The following is a 17,298-nucleotide window of genomic DNA, read 5'->3' as shown; positions in this document are numbered from 1 at the left end:
GCCACGCCGACGACCTCGTGCTCTCCGGGCCGCCCGCGCTCGTCCGCCGCGCCGGTGCGCTGCGCGGGGCCGTGCGGCGCATCGCGGCCGACGAGGGCCCGTGCTGCACGAGCGCAAGACCCGCGCGGTGACGCGGGCGCGGCGGGATCGTCGTCAACGACCGGCCCAACGTCCCCCGGGAGGGCTACGATCGCATCAAGGCCATCCTGCACAACGCCGCCCGCCACGGGCCCGCCGCCACCCTGAACCCATGGCCTCCGAGGCCTCCGTCGCCGCCGTCCACCTCATCGCCCTGCGCCACGGCGAGTCGACCCTGAACGCCCAGGGCCGGCTGACGGGCCAGCTCGACCCGCCGCTGACGCCCTCCGGGCGCGTCCAGGCCCGCCGCCTGGCGCCGCTGGCGGCCCGCCCCTACGACCTGCGGCTGCACTCCGGCGCGCGGCGAGCCGAGGAGACGCTGCGCCTGGCCTGCGACGCCGCGGGCCTGCCGGGCGTGGCCCTGGAGGCCGACGCCCGCTGGCGGGAGCGCTCCTACGGCGAGCTGGAGGGCGGGCCGCCCGACGCGTGGCGCCAGCCGATCGACATCGACGCCGCCCCGCCGGGCGGCGAGAGCTACCGCCAGCTCGGCATGCGCGTCCTGGCCGCCGTCGACGACCTGCACGACCGCGCCGCCGCGGCCGGCCGGCCGCTGCAGGTGCTGCTGTGCGCCCACTCCGGCGTGCTGCGCATGCTGCGCGGCATCGCCGAGTGCACCGAGGACCTCGCGCCGCTGCTCGGCGACGGCGCGGGCAACGCCGAGGCCCTCGAGCTGACCTACATCAGGGCCGCGGCGCCCGTCTTCCTGACCACCTGACCGAGCGAGCGCAGCGGCGGGCGCTCGAGGACGGGGACCTCGCGGATCGACCCGTCGTCCCACGGCTGCAGGAGCCCCTGGGGCACCGGGGCGCCCGGGGAGTCGGCCCGGCGGCGCTGCACCGCGCAGAGGACCGCGAAGGCCATGGCGCTGAGCTCGCGCAGCGACTGGTGGTCGTTCTGGCGCGTGCCGAGCTGGGCCTCGGCGAGCGCGCCGAGCCCGACGGCCTCCAGCGCGTCGATGAGCATCGCGATCTCGACCCCGTAGCCGACGGGGAAGCTGAGCTGCTCGAGGAGGTCGCGCCGCGCAGCGGTCTCGCCGGCCAGCGGCTGCTCGAAGCCCGCCAGCTCCGGGACGTAGAGGTTGAGCAGCGGTCGGGCCATGAGCTCGGTGACGCGGCCGCCCTCGCCCTCGAGCACCTCGCCGCCGCCGCGGAACGGCCGCGTGAACGCGCCCTTGACGAGCGCGATGGAGGGATCGCCGAGCATCGGGCCCAGCACGCCGAGCAGGTGGGCGGGATCGGGGTCGTGCGTGTCGGCGTCGACGAAGGCCACGATGTCGCCCGTCGTCTCGGCCACGCCGCGCCACATCGCGTCGCCCTTGCCCAGCGCGGGCCCGTGCTCGGGCAGCAGGTCGTCCTGGTGCACGACGCGCGCGCCGGTCGAGCGGGCGTACGCGGCCGTGCCGTCCGGCGAGCCGGCGTCGACGACCAGGACCTCGTCGATGAGCCCGGCCGCGGCGGGCACCATGACCACCGAGGAGAGCACCTCGCGGACCGTGGCGGCGCAGTCGCGCGTGGGGACGACGACCGAGATGGTGGTGTCGCCCTTGATGGCCAGCAGGTCCGACAGCGGGTAGCCGCGGCCATCGTAGCGGCGCTGGTCGAGCCACTCCCCCAGCTCCAGGTCGCGGGCCAGCCCGCGGTCGGCGCGGCCCTCCGTGCGCGCCGAGGTCGTCACGCGCACGGAGTCGGAGTACACGATGCGGATCCCGGCCGCGCGCAGGCGGCGGGCGAAGCCCTCGTCCTCCAGCGCCGAGGCGGGGTCCAGCCCGCCGGCGTCGCGGTAGGCGCTCGCCGTGACGGCCATCGACGCGCCGGAGAAGAAGTGGTGCTCGGCGTCGGGCTCCTCGGCGCGGACGCGCGCGAACCGCGACTCGGCCCGCGCCTCGCGGCGGCGCAGCGTCGCGCCGCCCAGGGCCTGGGCCTCGAGGACGTCGAGGTCGATGCGCCCGCCGATCGCGCGGGCGCCCTCGCCCACGAGCCGCAGCTGCTCGGCCAGCCAGTGGCGGTCGACCTCGGTGTCGGCGTCGGTGCAGGCGATGAGGCCGTCGGGGGCGTGGCCCGCCTCGAGCATCCGCCGCGCCAGGTCCATGCCGCGGCGCCGGGCGTGGCCGACGCCGGGGCCGGGGCTCTCGACCACGCCGAGGCGCAGGCCCACGGCGTCGGCGACCTTCTGGGCGGTCGCGGCCGTGGCGTCGACGCAGCGGTCGAGCACGAGGATGACGATGAACTCCCGGCGGTCGACGTCGCGCTGGGCGGCCAGGGCCTTCAGGCAGCGTCCGATGCGCGCCGCCTCGTTGCGGGCGGGGATGACGACGACGGCGCGCAGGGGCTTCGGGTCGATGCTCATGGGCTCTCCAGGAGGTCGAGGCGATAGCGGTCGCCGCGATGGGTCAGCACGCTCCGCAGTCCCGGCCGGGCGAGGATCGCCTCGTGCACGGTATCCGCGTCGTGGAGCAGGTCGGGGGCGCTGCCGGCCCAGTGCACGGCCAGGACGCGGCCGCCGGGGGCCAGCGCGCCGTCCAGCCAGGCCAGCACGGCGGTCAGCGACCGGCCGGGCAGGTAGTACAGGAGCTCGGCGGCGACGACGAGGTCGAAGGACCCGTCGGGCAGGTCGCGCGGCAGGGTCGCCACGTGTGCGCGGGCGCCGGGGTGCTCGCGCAGCGCGTCGCGGGCGACGGCGACGGCGGACCGCGCGGCGTCGAGCGCGAGCAGCTCGCGGCAGCGCGGCGCGAGCCCGGCCGCCAGCGCGCCCGTGCCGCAGCCGAGGTCGACGGCACGGCGGAACGGCCCGGGCCCGCACGCCGCCAGGCTGCGCTCGCGCTTCTCCTGCTCGTACGGGCTGGTCGCCGTCGACCATGGGTCGGGGTCGGCGCGGTAGCGGGCCTCGAAGTCCGGGGCGCTCACGCACCGGCCTCCAGGGCGGCGCGCCCGGCGCGCGCGAGGATCGGCTCCAGGCGGTGCTGGAGCAGGAACAGGCGCAGGTCGCGCGCGGCACGGTCCAGCGCGGCGCCCGTGGCCGGCGGCCGCGACCCCGTGGCGCGCTCGGCCTCGTCGAGGATGGCGCGCGCGGCGTCGGCGATCGCCATCCGCGCCTGGGCAGCGACGCGGGCGGGGTCGGCGGGCGCATCGGCGTCCAGCGCGCGGGCGGCGTCGGCCAGCCACAGGCCGAGCCCGTGGCGCCAGGTGCCCAGCCGCGCGGCGGCCAGCGCCTCGAGGTCCCCGACCGGATCACGCGCGGCGAGGTGGGCCAGCGCGTCGGCGACGGCCGCGTCGGCGGCCCCGGCCCACGTCGAGGCGGTGCGCACCGCGTCGCGGGCGAACCAGGGCTGGTGGGCCAGCGCCCCGGGGGCCCGAGCACGGCGAGCACGGGCGCGGCGTGGAAGACCACGCGGTGGCTGGCCGAGGAGCGCATGCCCGCGCCGCGGAACCAGGTGCGGTCGACCTCGACGGTCCCCTCGGCGGTCAGGTCGACCCAGGCGGCCAGCGGCGGGCCGCCGGCCGCGTCGGCGTCGCGGACGAGCACGAGCGCGCGGTCCAGGCCGCCCGCGCCCGAGCAGAACGTCTTGACGCCGGTGACGGTCGCGCCGTGCAGCCGGGCGGGCTCGCCCTCCGGCGGCGCCGGATCGGCGCCCCAGACGCCGGCCCGCAGGTGGCCGGCGGCCACGGCGGCCAGCTCCCGGTCGCGCAGCGCCTCGGGGGCCTGGACGCGCAGGCGCTCCACGGCGTTGAGATGGCCGTCGAGGATGCGCGCGACGCCGGCGTCGGCGGCCGCGACGGCGCGCAGGAGCGCGAGCTCACCGGCGTAGTCCAGCGGCTGCGCGCAGGCCGTGGCGGCCAGCGCGCCGCAGCCCTCCAGCAGCGCGACGGGCTCCTGTGGGAAGGCGCCGGAGGCGTCGCGGTCGCGGGCGGGCGCGCCGGCGGCGATCGCCTCCAGCATGGCCGGCAGCGCCGCGGCGTCCAGGCCCGCGGTGGCCGCGCCGCTCACGCCAGTGCCTCCACCGCGAGGCCGAGATCGCGCGCCCGCGCGACGACGGCGGGGATGAGCGCGACGGTCTGCGCGCAGTCCGCGCGCCGGGAGCCGGGGCCCAGGCCGTCGTGGGCCAGGACGATCGCGCCGTCGCGCAGGCCGCCGTCGATGGCCTGCAGCATCGCCGGCGCGTCGTCGCCGCGCCAGTCGTGCGTGTCGGCCGTCCACCCGACCAGGCGCAGGCCGCGGCGCCGGGCCAGCCCGGCGGTCCACGGCGCCTGCACGCCCCAGGGTGTGCGCCACAGCGCGGGCGCCACGCCGGCCTCGCCCAGCGCGCGCAGCGCCCGGGCCAGATCCTCGTCGCCGGCCTCGGCGTCCAGGTCGGTGTGGCGCACGTGCTCGTCGGCGTGCACGCCCACCGCGTGGCCCTCGTCGAGCATGCGCCGCACGAGCCCTGGGTGCTCACGCACGCGGGGACCCAGCACGAAGAACGTGGCGCGCGCCCCGGCGGCGCCGAGCGCGTCCAGGACGGCGGCGGTCCACCGGGGATCCGGTCCGTCGTCGAAGGTGAGTGCGAGGCGCCCCATGGTCGGAAGTCAGGCGTCCCCGGAAGGCGCCGTCACCAACCATGGTGGGGCATGGAGGGCCTGGACTGCGCCGTCGTGCGGCCCCCGGCGTCCAGGTCAGGAGGTCAGCCGCACGGGCAGGGTCTTGAGCTGGTTGATGAACGGCGACTCGGCGTACTCCGGGCGCCCGGCGAGCTCCATGGCCGGGAAGCGCGCGAGCGTCTCCTCCAGCAGGACGTTGAGCTCCAGACGGGCCAGCGCGGCGCCGAGGCAGAAGTGGCGGCCGCCGGCCCCGAAGGCCTGGTGCTCGGCCCCGCGCGTCAGGTCGAAGCGGTCCGGGTCCTCGTAGCGCGCCTCGTCGCGGTTGGACGACACGTACCACATGACCACCTTGTCGCCCTCGCGGATCGTGGTGCCGTGCAGCTCGGTGTCGCGCGTGGCGGTGCGGCGGAAGTGGGCGAAGGCGGGGAACATCCGGAGCGCCTCCTCGACCGCGCCGGGGATCAGGCCGGGGTCGTCGAGGAGCAGGCGGCGCTGCGCGGGGTCCCCCAGCAGCGCACGCATGCCGCTGCAGTACGTCGCCTTCGTGCTGTCGTTGCCGGCGGCCACGAGCAGGAAGAACCCCATGACGATCTCGTGCTCCTCCAGGCGCTCGCCGTCGATCTCGGCGTGCACGAGCACGCTCATCAGGTCGTCGGCGGGCTGCTCGCGGCGGGCGGCGATGAGCTCGCCGCAGCGGCGGAAGATCTCGGGGACGTCGCGGGCCATGACGGCCTCGACGCCCTCCGGGTTGAGGTCGGGGTCGCTGGCGCCCAGCGTCGAGTTCATGAGGCGCGCCCAGATCGCGTCGTCCTCGGGGCGGTGCCCATGAAGCTGCCGATGACGCGCGAGACGACGGGCTGGGCGACGTCGGTGACGAGGTCGCAGGTCTCGCGGCCGTCGAGGCGGTCGAGCACCTCGCGCGTGATCGCGCGGATCTCGCCCTCGTGCTCGGCGATGCGCCGCGGCGTGAACCCGCGCTGGAACAGGGCCTTGAGGCGGTCGTGCTTGGGCGGGTCCATCCCGATGAACATCGCCTGGACGAGCGGCAACGGCAGGATCGCGTCGGTCAGCGCGGTGATGCCGGTCGCCGAGGAGTAGGTCTGCCAGTCGCGGCTGACCTCGTGGACGTCCTCGGCGGTGGTCACCGACCAGAAGCCGGCCTCGCCGGGGTACTCCGTCAGCTCGGGCGTCCAGTGCACGGGGCAGGTCGCGCGCAGGGTGCGGAACAGCTCGTGCGGCGGACCGTGGACCCAGTGCTCACGCTCGCCCACCAGCACCTGGGTGACGTCGACGGGATCTGCGGACATGCGGGGCCTCCGGGACCTGGGACGGGGTCGCCGCCGACCCTACCCCCGGGCGACCTCGTCGGCCAGGTCGACCAGGGAGTCCACGATGCGCGAGGAGCGGAGCGGGAAGCGCTCCAGCGGACCGTCGGGCGAGGGGCCCGTCGGGTCCGGGGTGATGGCGATGAAGCGGGCGCCGGCGGCGATGAGGCGGATGGCCTGCGTGACGCGCTCGAAGCTGTAGGTGCGGGTCGCGCCGAGGACGACGTACTCGGGGGCCCGCTCGGGGCGGGTGTGGCCCGCCTGTATGAGCCAGGACCGGATCTCCGCTCACAGCTCCTCCAGGAACGCCACGACGGCCGCGGCACACGCCTCGGGCGCGTCATCGAAGACGAAGTGGCCGACGCCGTCGAGGATCTCGAGCCGGGCGCCGGGCAGCTCGGCGGCGAAGCGGTGCGCGCCGGCCACGGGCGCGAACGGGTCCTCGGCGCCCCAGAGCACCAGCACGGGGGCGCCGACGCCCGCGAGGTCGTAGCCCGCCAGCTCGGAGAACTCGCCCGAGCGGTAGAGCTCGAGCTGACCACGCCGGCGCTCAGGCGAGCTGTAGGCCTTGAAGTACTCGTCGATGCTGCGGTCGTCCATGCCCGGCGAGACGGAGCGCAGCACGGCGGCCAGGCCGTCGCGGTCGGTGCCGTCGACGAGCGCCTCGCCCTGGCCCGGGGTGCGCAGCGCCTGCGCCATGCCGTGCCAGCGGCCGTCGGGGAAGAACCCCGTGTTGCTGATGACCATCCCGCGGATCGCGCCGGGGTGCTCGCACGCCCAGCGCAGGCCGATGAGCCCGCCCCAGTCATGGACGACGAGGACGACCTCGCCCAGCTCCTGCTCGCGGTGGAACGCGTCGAGGGCGTCGATGTGCGCCTGCCAGGTCCCCGACCCCGCGTACGGCGAGTCGCCGTAGCCGGGCAGGTCGGGCGCCACGGCCTGCCATCCCGCCCGGGCGGTGGCCTCCAGCAGCCCGCGCCACATGTAGGAGGACTCGGGGTAGCCGTGCACCATGAGCAGCGTTCCGAGCGGCTCCTGCTCGGGGAGCGACTCGCGGTAGACCAGGGGCATGGCGCCCAGCCTAGACGTCGTCGAGCAGCTCGAGGACGCGCTCGACGGGCCGGGCGAGGACGGCGCGGTCGCCGCGGACGACGATCGGGCGCTCCACGAGCGGCGGGTGGGCGACCATCTCGGCGATGAGCGCGTCGTCGTCCAGGGCCGCGAGCGCGTCGGCGTCGCGGCCCGCCGCGGGCGCCTCGCGGCGGCGCAGGACGTCGACGGGGCGCAGCCCCGCCTTGTCCAGCAGGCCGCGCAGCTCGTCCTCGGCCAGGCCGCCGACGTGGTAGTCCACCGAGTCGAAGTCGACCCCGCGCTCGCGCAGGAGGGCGACGAGCCTGCGGCACGTCGAGCAGGTGGGCTTCTCGTAGACGGTGATCTCGGCCATCGCGCTCGACAGCGTAGGGTCCCGGCGTGATGCGCGTCCTGACCCGCAGCGCCGGGCCCGCGTTCGTGGTGGCCGGCCTGCTGCACTTCCTCAAGCCCCGGCTCTACGAGGCGATCATGCCCGACGGGCTGCCCGCTCACCGGGCGCTCGTGTACGCCAGCGGCGTCGCCGAGATCGCCGGAGGGGCGGGGCTCATGGCGGCCGACCCGCGCGTCCGCCGCTGGGCCGGCCGATGGCTCGTCGCCACGCTGGCGGGCGTCTTCCCGGCCAACGTGCACATGGCGCGCCACGCCGAGCGCTACCCGGACATCCCCGGTGGCCGCACCACGCTGCTGGCGCGCCTGCCCCTGCAGGGCGCCTTCGCGGCGTGGGTGCTCGCCGCCGGCCACCGCTCCGGATGAGGGCGCGGGCGGTCGCGGCGGCACGCGGGGCGCTGCGGCGCGTGGGCGTCGAGGTCTCCCGCGCCGGCGGCGGCGGACCGCGGCGCACGCTGCCCGAGGTGCTGGCCCACCTGCGCGGGCTCGGCGTCGCGCCGGCCACGATCGTCGACGTGGGCGTCGCCCGCGGCACCCCCGAGCTCTACGACGCGTTCCCCGGCGTGCCGCTGCTGCTCGTCGAACCGCTGGTCGAGCACGAGCACGACCTGCGGACGATCGTGGCCGCGCGACCGGGCTCGCGCTACGTCCTGGCCGCCGGCGGCCCCGCGCCGGGCGAGCTGGAGATCGCGGTGCACCGGGTGCTGGCGTGCTCGTCGGTGCTCGGCGACCGCGACCCGGGGGGCGAGCCCGCGGCGCGGCGCACGGTGCCGGTCGTGCGGGTCGACGACCTCGTCGCCGAGCACGGGCTCGCCGCGCCGTTCGTGGTCAAGGTCGACGTCGAGGGGGCCGAGCTGCAGGTCCTGGAGGGAGCGCGCGCGACGCTCGCGCACGCCGTCGTCGTGCTCCTGGAGGTGTCGTTCTTCCAGCTCGTGCCCGGCGGCGCCGAGCTCGCCGACGTCGTCGCCTGGATGCGCGACGCGGGCTTCGCCGCCTACGACCTCTACCACGGGCACCTGCGACCGCTGGACGGCGCGCTGGCCCAGGTCGACATGGCCTTCGTGCGCGCCGACGGCCCGCTGCGCGCCGACCACCGCTACGCCACGCCGCAGCAGGCCGACGCGCTCTACCGGCGCTGGGGCCTGTAGAACATCCGTCCACGACCCCTCCAGGACCGTGGACCGCGGTCGCGGAGGGCCGACTCCCCCGGGGGTGCAGCTCCCTCTCCCCCGCAGGGCCCCGTCGCGGGGCCAGGCCGCCGCGCGCACCGCGCGCCGCCGTGCGCTGGCCGTCGCGCTCGTGGTGCTCTGCGCCGCCGGCGGGCTCGGGCTGGCCCGCGGGGACCGGGGCGGCGTCCTGGCCGTGCCCGCGGAGCAGGCCGCGCACCTCGGCGCGGCCGACCCCACGCTGCGCCCCGTCCTGCGCCACGCCACGCGCAGCGTCGTCACCCGCATCGACGACGACCTCGTCAAGGTCACCTGGTTCCGGGGCGCGCGGGCCGTCGCCACCGTCGGGGTCACCGGCGAGCGCACCCTGACCCAGCCCTACGTCCTGTCGCACACGCGCACGGGCTACGGCTCGCCGCTGTCGCACCTGCCCGTCGTGCTGGCGGCGCTGACCGCCCTGTTCCTGCTCGTCGCGCTCCAGGGTCCCCTGCGCCGCCTGCGCACGCTGGACGCCGCCGCCCTGGCCGCGTTCGTGGTCCCCACGGTCCTGCTGGACCGCGGCTACCTCGGACCGGCCGAGATCTGCGGCGCGGTCCTGCTCGCCTTCCTGGCCACGCGCGGCGTGGCGGTCGCCGTGCGCGGCGTGCCCGCGGCGGGCGCGGGCCCGTCGTTGCTCGAGCGCCTGGCGCGCCGGGGCGCCGTCCCGGACCTGACGCGGCGCGTCGCGCTGGTGCTGTTGGCGATCACGGCGATGGTCGCGGTGACCTCGACCGGCGTCGTCGACATCGCCTGGGCCAACATGGAGGGCGCGACGATCCTGCTGCACGGGCACCTGCCCTACGGCCACATGCCCGGCGACGTCATCCACGGCGACACCTACGGGCTGCCGATCTACGCGCTCTACGCGCCCTTCGCGGCGATCTGGCCCGTGCCCGACGACTGGACCGACGCGACGGGCTCGCTGGTGGTCGGCGCGATCGCCGCCGCGGGCTGCGCCGTGGGCCTGCTGCGGGTCGCCGGCGGCGCGCGCTGGGCCGCGGTGCTGGCGCTCGTGGCCTTCCCGGCCACGCTCATGACGTTCTCCAGCGGGACCAACGACGTGCTGATCGCCGCCGCCGTTATCTGGGCCTTCGCCTGGTTCGCGCGCCCGGCGCTGTCCAGCGCGCTGCTCATGACCGCCGGGCTGGCCAAGGTCGCCCCGCTGCTGCTGCTGCCCGTGTGGGTCGCGCGCCTGCGCGGCGCCGCGCTGCTCCGGGCGCTGGCGGCCTGCGCCGCCGTCGGCGCCGTCGTGCTCGCCGGCCTGGTCGCCGTCGGCGGGGTCCACGGCCCGGCCGACATGCTGCACGCGATGAGCTTCCAGGCCGGCCGGCGCTCGGTCTCCTCGATCTGGACGAGCTACGGCCTGCAGGCGCTGCAGCCGCTCGTGCAGGCCGCGGCCGTCGCGGCGGCGCTCGGCGGCGCGGTCCTGGTGCTCGGCGACCGCGACGTCGCGCGCGACCCGCGCCGGATCGCCGGGCTGTTCGTCGCGATCCTCGCGCTGCTGCAGCTCGCGGCCAACCACTGGACCCCGCTCTACCTCGCCTGGCTGCTGCCGCCGGCCATCCTGGCCCTCCTGGGCCCGGCCGCCGTGGCCCCCGCCGACCCGCCGTCCCCGGCCGCATCCGCCCCCGTGGCGCCGCCGGCGGCCGGGCGCATCGCGGCCTGACGGCCGCTCCGCGGCCGCAGGGCTGTGCAAGTCTGCGGGCATGGCAGTCCATCTCGCGGCACGCGGCGGCGTCGACCTCGGCGGCACCAAGATCCAGGCGATCGTCGCCGACGGCGCGCACAAGGTGCTCGGGCAGGCCCGCCAGCCCACCCCGACCGAGGGCGGCCCGCCCGCGGTTATCGCCGCGCTGGAGCGCGCGCTGCGCGAGGCGGCCGGCCAGGCGGGCATCGAGCCCTCCGAGCTGCTGGGGGTCGGGATCGGCGCGCCGGGAGCCGTCGACACCGAGGCCGGCACCCTGGCCCAGGCCGGCAACCTGCCTGACTGGCGGGACCCCTACCCGCTGGCCTCCGAGCTGGGCGGGCGCCTGGGGACCGCCATCCGGCTGGGCAACGACGTCCAGGTCGCCACGGACGCGGAGTTCACGCTCGGCGCCGCGCGCGAGTTCTCCTCGCTGCTGGGCGTGTTCTGGGGCACGGGCGTCGGCGGCGGCATCGTGCTCGACGGCCGGCCGTGGGCCGGCCTGGGCGCCGCCGGCGAGATCGGCCACATCGTCGTCAAGCGCGACGGCGCCCAGTGCCCCTGCGGCCGGCGCGGCTGCATGGAGGCCTACGCCGGGCGGCGGGCGATGGAGGGGCGGGCGCGCAAGGCCGTCGAGGAGGGCCACAAGACCCACCTGTTCAAGATCATGGAGGAGAAGGGCCGCGACCGCCTCACGAGCGGGATCTGGGCGCGCGCCCTCCAGCGCGGTGACGACCTCGCGGGCAAGCTCATCGATGAGGCCATCGAGGCCATCGGCGTCGCCGTCGCCTCGGCCAACAACCTGCTCGACGTGCAGGCCATCATCATCGGCGGCGGTCTGGGCGTGCGCTTCGGCGAGCCGTTCGCCCGGCGCATCGAGGACGCGATGATGCCGCACCTGTTCGTCGACCACCGGCCGCCGGTGGTCCGCGTCGCCGAGCTCGGCGACCTCGGCGGCGCGCTGGGGGCGTCGCTGCTGGTGACGCGGTGAGCCAGGACCCCGAGGACCTCAAGCGTGCGGCCGCGCAGGCGGCCGCCGAGCTGGTCGCCGACGGCATGCGACTCGGGCTGGGAACGGGCTCGACCGTGCGCCACCTGCTGCCGGCGATCGCCGCCCGCGGCCTGCGCGACCTGCGCTGCGTGGCGACCTCGGAGGCGACGGCCGCCCAGGCGCGGGAGCTCGGCCTGCCCGTGGAGGCGTTCGAGGCGCTCGACGCCCTGGACCTGGCGATCGACGGCGCCGACCAGGTCGCGCCGGACCTCTGGCTGGTCAAGGGCGGCGGCGGCGCGCACGTGCGCGAGAAGGTCGTCGCCGAGGCCGCCGCGCGGTTCGTCGTCATCGTCGACGAGCGCAAGGTCGTGCCGGCACTGGGCGCGCCGGTCCCGCTCGAGCTCCTGGCCTTCGGCCTGCCCGCCACGCTGGCGGCGGTGGCCCCCGCGACCGTCCGCCCCGGCGCGCCGCCCAGCCCGGACGGCCACGTCATCGCCGACCACCATGGGCCGGTGGACGATCCCGCCGCGCTGGCCGCGCGCCTGGACGCCGTCGCCGGCGTGGTCGGGCACGGCCTCTTCGCCCCGGCGCTCGTGCACGACGTCCTCGTCGCGCGGCCCGGGGGCGTCGAGCACCTCCGCGCCGGAGGCCCGCGATCGTGAGCGGCGCGGTGCGGGTGCAGCCCGTCGACGCCGACGTCGTGCGGCCTCTGCGCCAGGCCGTTCTGCGCCCGCACGAGGGGCTGGCCGACCAGGTCTACCCCGGCGACGACGTGCCGGGGGCGCTGCACGTCGCCGCGCATGACGCCGCCGGTGCGCTGGTCGGCGTGGCCTCCATCTCGCCCGAGCCCCATCCCGACACGCCGCGCGAGGGCGACTGGCGGATCCGCGGGATGGCGACCGACCCTGCCGCGCGCGGGATCGGCGCGGGGGCGCTGCTGCTGGCCGCGGTCCTCGAGCATGCGCGGGCGCAGGGCGGCCGGCGCGCCTGGTGCAACGCGCGCACGCCGGCCCGCGGCTTCTACGAGCGGGCGGGGCTGGAGGCCGAGGGCGAGGAGTTCACGCTGCCCGACATCGGACCGCACGTGCGCATGGCGCGCGAGCTCTGATCACCCGCCGCGCCGGGCCTCCTGGACCAGGAGGGCGACCTGCCCGCGGTTGTCGACCGCGCGCTCGACGAGCAGCAGGGAGCCGTGGGCCTTGGCCGTCGCGACGCTCATCTGCAGCGCGGCGGCGATGTCGGCGCTGAGGGACGCCAGCCGCTCCCGGGCCACGACGCCGCTCTCAGCGCGGCAGGTGCAGGCCCAGCAGCCGCGGCAGTGCGGCGACCGCCGCGGTGACCGGGTCGGTGCGCCGGCCCGCGGAGGCGGCGTCATCGGCGCGCACCAGCGCCGCCCGGATCACGCTGCCGCCGGCGAAGCGCAGCGGCTCGGGCGGGAAGCGCCGCGGCGGCAGGCCGCCGACGATCGGCAGGCGCGTCAGCGCGGTGTCCGCGCCGCGGGCCAGGTCGGCGAGGATCCGGCCGCCGAGGTGCGCGGGCCCGACGCCGTTGCCCGTGAACCCGAAGCCGTAGTGGGTGCTGCGCAGCGTGCCGAACCACGGCAGGTGCACGGGCGAGACGTCGATCGGGCCGCCCCAGGCGTGGGTGATGCGAGCGCCGGCGAGCGCCGGCAGCAGCGCGTGCAGGTGGTCGACGGTCGCGTCCTGCACGCCGGGGTCGACGTCGAGCAGCGCCCGGCGCCGGGCGCCCATCCCCATGCGTCCGCCGCCCCAGCCGAAGACCACGCGGCCGTCGCGGGTCGTCCGGAAGTAGTGCAGCATCGTGCGGCAGTCGGCGATGCTCTCCCCGCCGGTCCAGCCCAGCCGCTCGAGCACGTCGGGCACCGGCTCGGTGGCCACGACGTGGCTGGAGGCCACGCTCAGCGCGCCGCGCAGCGGGCGGACGGCCGCCGAGGCGTGGTTGACGGCGAGCACCGCGGCGCCGGCGGCGACCTCGCCCCCGCCCGCGATCCGCGCGCGCACCCCACCGGGCCTGTCGTCCAGCGCGACGACGCGCGAGTGCTCGTGGACCCGCACGCCCCGCTCGATCAGCCGTGCGCGCAGGCCGAGCGCCAGGCGTGCCGGGTGCACGGTGGCCGCGTCGCGCCACAGCGCGCCGCGGCGCAGGGTCGGCGACGCGCAGATCGCCTGCACGGCCTCCGGGCCGGCCTCGGCCACCTGGTCGCCCGCGCCCGCGGCACGGCAGGCGGCGACGGCCGGCTCCCAGGCGCCGTCCTGCGCGGCCGCCGCGGCGACCTCGAGCATCGGGGCGCGGACGACGTGGGCGTCGACGCCCTGGGCCTCGCACCAGCCCGCGATCCCGGCGACCGTCGTCGCGGCGGCCCGGGCGACGTCCATCGCGGCCGCCGCGCCGAACAGCTCGGTCAGCTCGGCCAGGCGGTCCCACAGGCCGTGGACGAAGCCGCCGTTGCGCCCGCTGGGCCCGTGGCCGCAGACCCCGGCCTCCACGAGCGCGACGTCGGCGCCGGCCTCGGCGAGCTGCCAGGCCGTCCACAGGCCGAGGTAGCCGCCCCCGACGACCAGGACGTCGGCGCGCTCGCGGCCCGTCAGGACCGGCCGCGCGGTGACGGGTCCCGCGTCGGCCAGCCAGAACCCGTGGGCGCAGCGCTCCATGTGCCGCCACGCTAGCGCCGTGCGACCTGCCGCGAGGGCGCAGGCGCGCCGTCTCCGTGCACCGCCCGGGCGGCCTGGCAGCATGCCCGCGCATGGCCCGGCAGATCGCGCTGCTGCGCGGCATCAACCTCGGCTCCCGCAACCGCGTGGCGATGGCCGACCTGCGGCGGCTGCTGGAGGACGCCGGCCACGAGGACGTCACCACGCTGCTGCAGAGCGGCAACGTCGTGTTGACCGCCTCGCAGACGGGCGACGCGCTGGCGCGCAGCATCGAGCGCGCGATCGCCGACGCCCTGGGGCTGGACATCGGCGTGGAGGTGCGCAGCCGGCGCCAGCTGACGGCCGTGGTCGACGGCAACCCACTGGCCGACGTCGCCGACGATCCCAAGAAGCTGCAGGTCAGCTTCCTGTCGGCCGCGCCGAGGCGCTCCGTCGTCAAGGAGATCGAGGCGGCCGACCTCGCGCCCGAGCGGGTCGCCGTCCGCGGCCGCACCATGTACGTCTGGCACGCGAACGGGATCCAGCGCTCGCCGGCGGCCAGGCTCGTGGCGGACCGCCGCCTGGGCGTCGTGGCAACCGCCCGGAACTGGAACACCGTGACGAAGCTCCACGAGCTCGTCACGGCGTGAGGACCATCGCGCGCCGTGCACCCCGCATCGGCGGGGCGGCGCGCGGCGGCTACTTCATGCGGTAGACGATGCGACCACGGGTCAGGTCGTACGGGCTGACCTCGACGCGGACGCGGTCTCCGGGGAGCACGCGGATGCGGTTGCGGCGCATCTTGCCGGCAAGGTGCGCGAGCACCTCGTGATCGTCCATGTCGAGCTGGATGCGGAACAGCAGGTTCGGCAGGGACTCGACGACTTCACCTTCGAGAGCGACCTTGTCCTCTACGGCCATACGGCCTCCTTCACACGTTCGGGGTGTCGTTGCGCGACATGACGGCACCGCAGCCGGCGTCCGCCGGACTCGTCGCGCGAAGCGGGGTGGGACCGGCGCAGCGCACCAGGACCCTCGTCCATTGTACCCGGCGGGCGCCGAGATCCCACCCCCCGGGGCTGGATCGTCCCTAGACGGCCGTCGGGCTCAGGCGCGCCGCGAGGATCCTGGCCAGGCGCGCGCGGTGCGGTGCCGAGCCCCCGAGCAGGGCCGCCCCGACCTGCGCCCGCTTGTAGAGCCAGTGCACGTCGGCCTCCCACGTGAACCCGATGCCGCCGTGGGCCTGGATGGCCGCCGCGGTCACGTCGCGGGCGCCGTCGGAGGCCGCCGCCTTGGCCAGCGAGGCCGCCTCGGCCAGCCGCTCGGGCTCGGCGTCGGCCGCCCAGGCGGCGAAGTACGTCGCCGAGCGGGCGCCCTCGGTGTCCTTGAGCATCTTCGCGCACGTGTGCGAGATGGCCTGGTAGGCGCCGACGGGCGTGTCGAACTGCCTGCGCTCCTTGACGTAGGCCACCGTCATCTCCAGCGCGCGCTGGGAGACGCCGACGAGCTCGGCGGCCACCGCGACCGTCGCGCGGTCGGTGCCGTGGCGTCCCTCGCCGGCCAGCGGCTCGCCGCGGCCGGGCGGCGCGGAGACGCGCGCCGTGCGCCGGGTCGGGTCGATCGAGTCGACCGGGGTGACGTCGGCGTCGGCGCGCGCGAGCACGCGGGCGGCGCCGTCGGCGTCGAGCAGGACGATGACGGCGGCCGCGTCGGCGTCGGGCACGAGGCCGTCGGCCACACCCAGCGCGCCCGTCGCCTCGCCGGAGGCCAGCGCCGGGAGCCAGCGCGAGCGCTGCTCGTCGCTCCCGCAGGCCTGGATGACCGCGGCGGCGGTCACGGTCGACAGGAAGGGCGAGGGCGCCACGGCGTGGCCGAGCTCCTCGGCCAGGATGGCCAGCTCGACGCTGCCCAGGCCCTGACCGCCGTACTCCTCGGCGATCGCGATGCCCGGCCAGCCGAGGCCGACCAGCTCGGTCCACAGCGCGTCGTCGTAGGCCTTGCCCTCGGCGGCGTGGCGGACCTTCTCGAAGGTCGAGCGGCTGCCCAGCAGGTCGCGCGCGGTGCGCTTGATCTCGTGCTGGTCGTCGGTGAAGTCGAAGTTCATGCGGTTGCCCCCTTCAGGCGCGGCAGGCCCAAGACGCGCTCGGCCACGATGTTCTTGAGGATCTCGGTCGTGCCGCCCTCGATGGTGTTGCCCCGCGAGCGCAGCAGCTCGTAGGCCCAGCGGTTGCCCATCGTCAGCGCGTCGGCGCCGAGCAGGTCCGCGGCGAACTGGGCGAGCTCCTGGTTGGTCTCCGACCACATCCACTTCGTCAGCGACCCCTCGGGCCCGGGCGCCCCGTACTTCTCGATCGTGCTCAGGCCGCGATAGGCGGTCAGGCGCAGGATCTCGGCCTTCATGTGCAGGCGCCCCAGCTCGTCCGCGACGACCGGATCGTCCAGCAGCCCGCGGGCCGCGGCCTCCTCGACGAGCTCGTCCAGGAGCTGGCGCAGGCGGACCTGGAGGAAGAACGCCAGGCCGGAGCGCTCGTTCATGAGCGTGGTCAGCGCGACCTTCCAGCCGTTGCCCACACCGCCCAGGACGTTCTCGTCCGGGATGCGCGCGCCCTCGATGAACAGCTCGTTGAACTCGGGCTCGCCGGTGATCTGCACGAGCGGGCGGACCTGGACGCCCTCCTGCTCCATGTCCATCAGGAAGTAGGTCAACCCCTTGTGCTTGGGCACCTCGCTGTCGGTGCGGGCGACGAGCATGCACCACTTGGAGTGCTGCGCGCCGGAGGTCCAGACCTTCTGGCCCGTGACGACCCAGCCGTCGCCGTCCTTGACCGCGCGGGTCTTCAGCGCGGCGAGGTCGGAGCCCGCCTCGGGCTCGCTGAAGCCCTGGCACCAGATCTCCTCGGCGGTGAGGATCGGCGTCAGGTAGCGGTCCTTCTGCTCGTCGGTGCCGTAGGTCATGAGCGTGGGGCCGGCCAGCAGCAGGCCCAGGACGTTGGCGGGCAGCGGCGCGCGGGCGCGGCCGAGCTCCTCGAAGAAGATGGCCGACTCGGTGAGGGTCGCGCCGCGGCCGCCGTACTCGCGCGGCCAGTGCACGCCGGCCCAGCCGCCCTCGGCCAGCCGGCGCTGCCAGTCGCGCCGCCAGGCGTAGTTGGCGTCCTCGCCGCTGGGCTCGGGGCCGGGGTCGTTGGTCGCGAACCAGGCGCGCAGCTCGTCGCGGAACGCGGCCTCGGAGTCGGAGAAGGTCAGGTCCATGG

General features: G+C 76.6%; 21 protein-coding genes and 1 pseudogene. 8 read left to right on the top strand and 14 right to left on the bottom strand.

Annotated features, from left to right (window positions below; all coding sequences use genetic code 11):
- The first annotated feature begins 250 nt into the window (after positions 1-250).
- On the top strand, positions 251-853 hold the full coding sequence (locus tag FSW04_RS09590) for a histidine phosphatase family protein (RefSeq protein WP_146918655.1): 603 nt from the start codon (positions 251-253) through the stop codon (positions 851-853).
- On the opposite strand, the gene FSW04_RS09585 is transcribed toward FSW04_RS09590, so the two are convergent.
- The 9 genes and pseudogenes from FSW04_RS09585 to FSW04_RS09555 form a co-directional block, all read right to left on the bottom strand.
- On the bottom strand, positions 814-2,484 hold the full coding sequence (locus FSW04_RS09585) for a glucosyl-3-phosphoglycerate synthase (RefSeq protein WP_146918653.1): 1,671 nt from the start codon (positions 2,482-2,484) through the stop codon (positions 814-816). The genes FSW04_RS09590 and FSW04_RS09585 overlap by 40 nt on opposite strands.
- The gene (locus tag FSW04_RS09580; RefSeq protein WP_187369370.1) at positions 2,481-3,041 is read right to left on the bottom strand and encodes a class I SAM-dependent DNA methyltransferase; all 561 of its coding nucleotides are present in this window, start codon (positions 3,039-3,041) and stop codon (positions 2,481-2,483) included. The genes FSW04_RS09585 and FSW04_RS09580 overlap by 4 nt, the downstream gene beginning before the upstream one ends.
- Entirely contained in the window at positions 3,038-3,442 is a 405-nt protein-coding gene (locus FSW04_RS25805; RefSeq protein ID WP_187369369.1) for a hypothetical protein, read from the bottom strand. The genes FSW04_RS09580 and FSW04_RS25805 overlap by 4 nt, the downstream gene beginning before the upstream one ends.
- A 676-nt stretch (positions 3,443-4,118) precedes the next feature.
- On the bottom strand, positions 4,119-4,691 hold the full coding sequence (locus FSW04_RS09575; protein ID WP_146918650.1) for a polysaccharide deacetylase family protein: 573 nt from the start codon (positions 4,689-4,691) through the stop codon (positions 4,119-4,121).
- 96 nt (positions 4,692-4,787) lie between these two features.
- On the bottom strand, positions 4,788-5,498 hold the full coding sequence (locus FSW04_RS26995; RefSeq protein WP_228431083.1) for a cytochrome P450: 711 nt from the start codon (positions 5,496-5,498) through the stop codon (positions 4,788-4,790).
- Positions 5,495-6,019, bottom strand: a complete 525-nt coding sequence (locus FSW04_RS26990; RefSeq protein WP_228431081.1) for a cytochrome P450 family protein — start codon at positions 6,017-6,019, stop codon at positions 5,495-5,497. Before FSW04_RS26990 ends, FSW04_RS26995 begins: the two co-directional genes overlap by 4 nt.
- A 114-nt stretch (positions 6,020-6,133) precedes the next feature.
- Positions 6,134-6,280 (bottom strand): annotated as a pseudogene (locus FSW04_RS28400) (TIGR01457 family HAD-type hydrolase); the annotation flags it as partial.
- Between the two features lie 45 nt (positions 6,281-6,325).
- Positions 6,326-7,108 (bottom strand): alpha/beta fold hydrolase, encoded by a 783-nt coding sequence (locus tag FSW04_RS09560; protein WP_146918647.1) that lies wholly within the window; start codon positions 7,106-7,108, stop codon positions 6,326-6,328.
- Positions 7,109-7,118: 10 nt separating this feature from the next.
- On the bottom strand, positions 7,119-7,481 hold the full coding sequence (locus tag FSW04_RS09555; RefSeq protein ID WP_146918645.1) for an ArsC/Spx/MgsR family protein: 363 nt from the start codon (positions 7,479-7,481) through the stop codon (positions 7,119-7,121).
- 29 nt (positions 7,482-7,510) lie between these two features.
- Here FSW04_RS09555 and FSW04_RS09550 point away from each other — a divergent pair, with 29 nt between their 5' ends.
- The 6 genes from FSW04_RS09550 (at position 7,511) to FSW04_RS09525 (ending at position 12,504) form a co-directional block, all read left to right on the top strand.
- On the top strand, positions 7,511-7,882 hold the full coding sequence (locus FSW04_RS09550; protein ID WP_146918643.1) for a DoxX family protein: 372 nt from the start codon (positions 7,511-7,513) through the stop codon (positions 7,880-7,882).
- Positions 7,879-8,664: an FkbM family methyltransferase gene (locus FSW04_RS09545; RefSeq protein WP_146918641.1), complete on the top strand. Its 786-nt coding sequence runs from the start codon at positions 7,879-7,881 to the stop codon at positions 8,662-8,664. Before FSW04_RS09550 ends, FSW04_RS09545 begins: the two co-directional genes overlap by 4 nt.
- A 64-nt stretch (positions 8,665-8,728) precedes the next feature.
- On the top strand, positions 8,729-10,387 hold the full coding sequence (locus FSW04_RS09540; RefSeq protein ID WP_146918639.1) for a hypothetical protein: 1,659 nt from the start codon (positions 8,729-8,731) through the stop codon (positions 10,385-10,387).
- 40 nt (positions 10,388-10,427) lie between these two features.
- Positions 10,428-11,396 carry an ROK family protein gene (locus tag FSW04_RS09535; RefSeq protein ID WP_146918637.1) on the top strand — a complete coding sequence of 323 codons (969 nt, stop codon included), beginning with the start codon at positions 10,428-10,430 and terminating at the stop codon, positions 11,394-11,396.
- Entirely contained in the window at positions 11,393-12,058 is a 666-nt protein-coding gene (gene rpiA / locus FSW04_RS09530; protein ID WP_146918635.1) for a ribose-5-phosphate isomerase RpiA, read from the top strand. Before FSW04_RS09535 ends, rpiA begins: the two co-directional genes overlap by 4 nt.
- Positions 12,055-12,504, top strand: coding sequence for a GNAT family N-acetyltransferase (locus FSW04_RS09525; protein ID WP_228431080.1), 450 nt, complete (start codon positions 12,055-12,057; stop codon positions 12,502-12,504). Before rpiA ends, FSW04_RS09525 begins: the two co-directional genes overlap by 4 nt.
- Here FSW04_RS09525 and FSW04_RS09520 read toward each other — a convergent pair whose 3' ends face one another.
- Entirely contained in the window at positions 12,505-12,669 is a 165-nt protein-coding gene (locus FSW04_RS09520; protein WP_187369368.1) for a hypothetical protein, read from the bottom strand.
- A gap of 10 nt (positions 12,670-12,679) precedes the next feature.
- Positions 12,680-14,068, bottom strand: coding sequence for an NAD(P)/FAD-dependent oxidoreductase (locus FSW04_RS09515; protein WP_187369367.1), 1,389 nt, complete (start codon positions 14,066-14,068; stop codon positions 12,680-12,682).
- Positions 14,069-14,160: 92 nt separating this feature from the next.
- On the opposite strand from FSW04_RS09515, the gene FSW04_RS09510 reads away from it, so the two are divergent.
- The gene (locus FSW04_RS09510) at positions 14,161-14,697 is read left to right on the top strand and encodes a DUF1697 domain-containing protein (RefSeq protein ID WP_146918630.1); all 537 of its coding nucleotides are present in this window, start codon (positions 14,161-14,163) and stop codon (positions 14,695-14,697) included.
- Between the two features lie 49 nt (positions 14,698-14,746).
- On the opposite strand, the gene infA is transcribed toward FSW04_RS09510, so the two are convergent.
- The 3 genes from infA to FSW04_RS09495 all read right to left on the bottom strand — a co-directional run bounded on the left by infA (position 14,747) and on the right by FSW04_RS09495 (position 17,296).
- Positions 14,747-14,968: a translation initiation factor IF-1 gene (gene infA, locus FSW04_RS09505; protein WP_027006585.1), complete on the bottom strand. Its 222-nt coding sequence runs from the start codon at positions 14,966-14,968 to the stop codon at positions 14,747-14,749.
- Positions 14,969-15,137: 169 nt separating this feature from the next.
- Entirely contained in the window at positions 15,138-16,151 is a 1,014-nt protein-coding gene (locus FSW04_RS09500) for an acyl-CoA dehydrogenase family protein (protein WP_146918628.1), read from the bottom strand.
- The gene (locus tag FSW04_RS09495) at positions 16,148-17,296 is read right to left on the bottom strand and encodes an acyl-CoA dehydrogenase family protein (RefSeq protein ID WP_146918626.1); all 1,149 of its coding nucleotides are present in this window, start codon (positions 17,294-17,296) and stop codon (positions 16,148-16,150) included. The genes FSW04_RS09500 and FSW04_RS09495 overlap by 4 nt, the downstream gene beginning before the upstream one ends.
- Positions 17,297-17,298 lie beyond the last annotated feature (2 nt).

Origin of the sequence: Baekduia soli, from assembly GCF_007970665.1 — a bacterium.
GTDB lineage: Bacteria > Actinomycetota > Thermoleophilia > Solirubrobacterales > Solirubrobacteraceae > Baekduia > Baekduia soli.
Note: the sequence above shows the minus strand (reverse complement) of the source record. Positions and strands in the feature narration are given on the sequence as shown.

Coding starts and splice junctions, on each gene's coding strand:
- FSW04_RS09590 (WP_146918655.1), top strand. CDS start 251: ATGGCCTCCGAGGCCTCCGTCGCCGCCGTCCACCTCATCGCCCTGCGC.
- FSW04_RS09585 (WP_146918653.1), bottom strand. CDS start 2,484: ATGAGCATCGACCCGAAGCCCCTGCGCGCCGTCGTCGTCATCCCCGCC.
- FSW04_RS09575 (WP_146918650.1), bottom strand. CDS start 4,691: ATGGGGCGCCTCGCACTCACCTTCGACGACGGACCGGATCCCCGGTGG.
- FSW04_RS26995 (WP_228431083.1), bottom strand. CDS start 5,498: ATGAACTCGACGCTGGGCGCCAGCGACCCCGACCTCAACCCGGAGGGC.
- FSW04_RS26990 (WP_228431081.1), bottom strand. CDS start 6,019: ATGTCCGCAGATCCCGTCGACGTCACCCAGGTGCTGGTGGGCGAGCGT.
- FSW04_RS09560 (WP_146918647.1), bottom strand. CDS start 7,108: ATGCCCCTGGTCTACCGCGAGTCGCTCCCCGAGCAGGAGCCGCTCGGA.
- FSW04_RS09555 (WP_146918645.1), bottom strand. CDS start 7,481: ATGGCCGAGATCACCGTCTACGAGAAGCCCACCTGCTCGACGTGCCGC.
- FSW04_RS09550 (WP_146918643.1), top strand. CDS start 7,511: ATGCGCGTCCTGACCCGCAGCGCCGGGCCCGCGTTCGTGGTGGCCGGC.
- FSW04_RS09545 (WP_146918641.1), top strand. CDS start 7,879: ATGAGGGCGCGGGCGGTCGCGGCGGCACGCGGGGCGCTGCGGCGCGTG.
- FSW04_RS09535 (WP_146918637.1), top strand. CDS start 10,428: ATGGCAGTCCATCTCGCGGCACGCGGCGGCGTCGACCTCGGCGGCACC.
- FSW04_RS09515 (WP_187369367.1), bottom strand. CDS start 14,068: ATGGAGCGCTGCGCCCACGGGTTCTGGCTGGCCGACGCGGGACCCGTC.
- FSW04_RS09510 (WP_146918630.1), top strand. CDS start 14,161: ATGGCCCGGCAGATCGCGCTGCTGCGCGGCATCAACCTCGGCTCCCGC.
- infA (WP_027006585.1), bottom strand. CDS start 14,968: ATGGCCGTAGAGGACAAGGTCGCTCTCGAAGGTGAAGTCGTCGAGTCC.
- FSW04_RS09500 (WP_146918628.1), bottom strand. CDS start 16,151: ATGAACTTCGACTTCACCGACGACCAGCACGAGATCAAGCGCACCGCG.
- FSW04_RS09495 (WP_146918626.1), bottom strand. CDS start 17,296: ATGGACCTGACCTTCTCCGACTCCGAGGCCGCGTTCCGCGACGAGCTG.